This is a genomic window from Streptomyces viridosporus (assembly GCF_002078235.1).
GTDB lineage: Bacteria > Actinomycetota > Actinomycetes > Streptomycetales > Streptomycetaceae > Streptomyces > Streptomyces viridosporus.
In genome coordinates, this window is sequence record NZ_MSGP01000772.1 from 175 (window position 1) to 2,947 (window position 2,773).

Genomic DNA, 2,773 nt, shown 5'->3' on the forward strand with positions numbered 1-2,773 from the left:
GTCCACCAGGACCACCGCGCCCAGCGTCCCGGAGAACAGCCGGTCCCACAGGAACCAGAAGCGCTCCTGGCCGGGCGCGCCGAACAGGTACAGCACATTGCGCGCGTCGAGCGTGATGCGGCCGAAGTCGAAGGCGACGGTGGTCGCGGTCTTGCCGCGCACGCCGGTGATGTCGTCGACGGCCTCTCCGGCCTGGGTCATCGTCTCCTCGGTGTTGAGGGGACGGATCTCGCTGACCGAGCGGACCATCGTCGTCTTGCCGGCGCCGAAGCCGCCCACGACCACGATCTTGAGGCCGTTGTCGGCCGACGCGCCCAGTGGCGTACGCGTCTCAGAGGTTGCGGAGTCCAACGAGCACCTGCTCCAGGATGTCGGGGTCGGGAACGGCGGCCCTGCGGGGGTGACGGGCGCTGACCCGTCCCGCCGCGAGGAGGTCGGCCAGCAGGATCCGGGTGATGCTCACGGGGAGCTTCAGCTCGGCCGCGATCTCCACGACCGCCGTGGGACGTTCGGTCATGCGCAGGATCGCCACGTGCTCGGACTGCATGCCGGGCACCGGATCGCACTCGGCGACGACCAGGGTCACCAGGTCGAAGGGGTTGTCGGACCCCGAACTGCTGCGCCCTCCGGTGAGGGTGTAGAGCCGGTCCGGGGCGTCGTCCCTGCCGGGCCTGCTCATGAGGTGCGCGGGCGGGCGGTCAGGTGCTCACCGAGCTGCTCCACGAGCTCGCTCATGTTGTGCCCGACGAGCCCGGCGTCCGCGTCCTCCGTGGTGACGACGGCGAGGTGCGCGCCCTCGCCCGCCTCCACGATGAACAGCACCCCGCCGTAGAACTCGGTCATCGCCGAGCGCACGCCGCCGCTGCCGTCGCCGAACTCGACCGAGGCGCCGTGCGACAGGGACTGGATGCCGGCGGCGATCGCGGCGAGCTGGTCGGCCTGGTCGGCGGAGAGCTCCGGGGTGCGGCACAGTTTCAGGCCGTCACGGGAGAGCACGAGCGCGTGCCGCGCGCCCGGCGTGCGCTCCAGCAGACCTTCTATCAGCCAGGTGAGCTTCTCGTCGGCGGTCGTCGTGCCGGTCATGAGGTGGTGTCGCCTTCCGGGGTCGCGGGGGTGGTCTGTGCTTCGGGGGTCGGGTCGGGGGCGGTGCCGGCGGTGGTGGTCGTGCCGGTGCCGGTGCCGCTGCCGGGGGTGGCGTCGGCGGTGGTGGTCGGGTCGGTGTCGTCCGGGGCGGTGGCGCGCACGGCCTGGCGGAAGCTGCTGAAGCGGGCCGTACGGGCCTTCGTCTCCTCGGCGGTCGGCGCCGGCCTCGGGGTGGCGGAGCGGCTGCCGGACCGCGTGCGCTCGGCCTCGGCGAGGGTGCGGCCCCGGCGCCGGCGGGGCAGCACCAGCGGGTGCTCGCCGGTGTCCGCGGACCCGTGCGTGGGCACCGGGTCGGGGTCGAGGTCGGCTCCGGCGCGGGAGGCCGCGTAGGAGGCGGCCCCGGTCGCGGGGGACGAGGTGTCGCGGGCCGTCGTCGCGCGCTCCGCCGGAGCGGTCTCGTGCGCGGTGCCGTGGCTGGTCTCCGGCTCCGTCCCGGCGGCGTCCGTCCGTGCGGCCGGTGCGCGGCCGTCCCGGCGGGGGAGGTCCGTGCCCGCCGGTGACCCGGCCGCCCGGTTCCGCGCGGACGGAGCGGAGGACGCGGACGAGGAAGCGGAGGACGCGGAGGAAGAAGCGGAGAACGCGGAGGTGCCGGTGAGGGCGGCCGGGGTGGCGGGGACGGACGGCATGGCGGCCGGCGGGGGAACCGGCGCGGTGGCGTCGGTGGCCGAGGCGGCGAGGATCTCCTGCGGGATGAGCATCAGCACCCCCGTGCCGCCGCGGGCCGAGGGGCGGTAGGAGACCCTGAGCCCGTACCGCCGGGCCAGCCGGCCGACCACGGCGAGGCCGAGCCGGGTGCCGGTGAGGCCCCCGAGTTCGGCCGACTCGCCCGAGACCGCGCGCTCGGCGCGGCGGAGCTGGGCCTCGCCCATGACGAGCCCGCTGTCCTCGACGGACACGATGACCCCGGCCGGGACCTCCTCGACGTAGACGTGGACCTCGGCGGTCGGCGGCGAGAAGTTGGCGGCGTTGTCGAGGAGTTCGGCGAGCGCGTGCATCACGCCCTCGGCGGCGTGCCCGGCGACGGCGGTGTCGCTGGCGGAGTGGACGCGGACCCGCTGGTAGCCGCTGATCCGGCCCATGGCGCCGCGCAGGATCGACTCCATGGCGATGGGCCGGGCCCAGCGGCGGCCGGAGCGGGCGCCGGTGAGGACGGCGACGGAGTCGGCGAGCCGGCCGGCCTGCGCGGTGCGGTGGTCGAGGTGGAGCAGGTCGGCGAGGACCTCCTCGTCGTGGTGCTTCTCCTCCATCGCGCGCAGGTCCGCGAGCATGCCGGTGGCCAGCGCCTGCATCCGGCCGGCCGCGTTGGCGGTCGCGGACAGCGCGGCGGCACGGGCGCCGGTGGCCTCGCGCAGCCGGGCGGCCAGTCGCGCGTTCCCGTCGGTGAGCCGGTCCCGGTCCTGTGCCAGCCGGTCCCGTTCCTCGGTCAGCCGCTCGATCCTCTCCGCGTGGTCACGGGTCAACCGGTCGGTGTGGGCGGTGTGTTCCTCGGTGATGAGGCGCAGCTTCTCGGTGTGCTCCTCGGCGAGCCGCTTCAGCTCGGCGGCGTGGGCGTCCGTGAGCCGGGTCAGCTCCTCGCCGTGCTCCTGCGTCAGGCGGGCGGTGCTGAGGGCGTGCTGCTCGGCGATCCGGT

General features: G+C 75.1%; 4 protein-coding genes. All 4 read right to left on the reverse strand.

Going from position 1 to position 2,773, the window contains the following annotated elements; all coding sequences use genetic code 11:
- Positions 1-351: GTP-binding protein (locus tag B7L92_RS37360; protein ID WP_255311340.1), on the reverse strand; the 351-nt coding region annotated here is incomplete at its 3' end.
- Positions 332-679: a DUF742 domain-containing protein gene (locus B7L92_RS37365; protein WP_081241564.1), complete on the reverse strand. Its 348-nt coding sequence runs from the start codon at positions 677-679 to the stop codon at positions 332-334. The genes B7L92_RS37360 and B7L92_RS37365, both read right to left, overlap by 20 nt.
- Positions 676-1,083 (reverse strand): roadblock/LC7 domain-containing protein, encoded by a 408-nt coding sequence (locus B7L92_RS37370; protein ID WP_004986664.1) that lies wholly within the window; start codon positions 1,081-1,083, stop codon positions 676-678. Before B7L92_RS37370 ends, B7L92_RS37365 begins: the two co-directional genes overlap by 4 nt.
- Positions 1,080-2,773, reverse strand: a 1,694-nt coding sequence (locus B7L92_RS37375; RefSeq protein WP_255311342.1) for an ATP-binding protein, incomplete at its 5' end; no start/stop codon positions are given. The genes B7L92_RS37370 and B7L92_RS37375, both read right to left, overlap by 4 nt.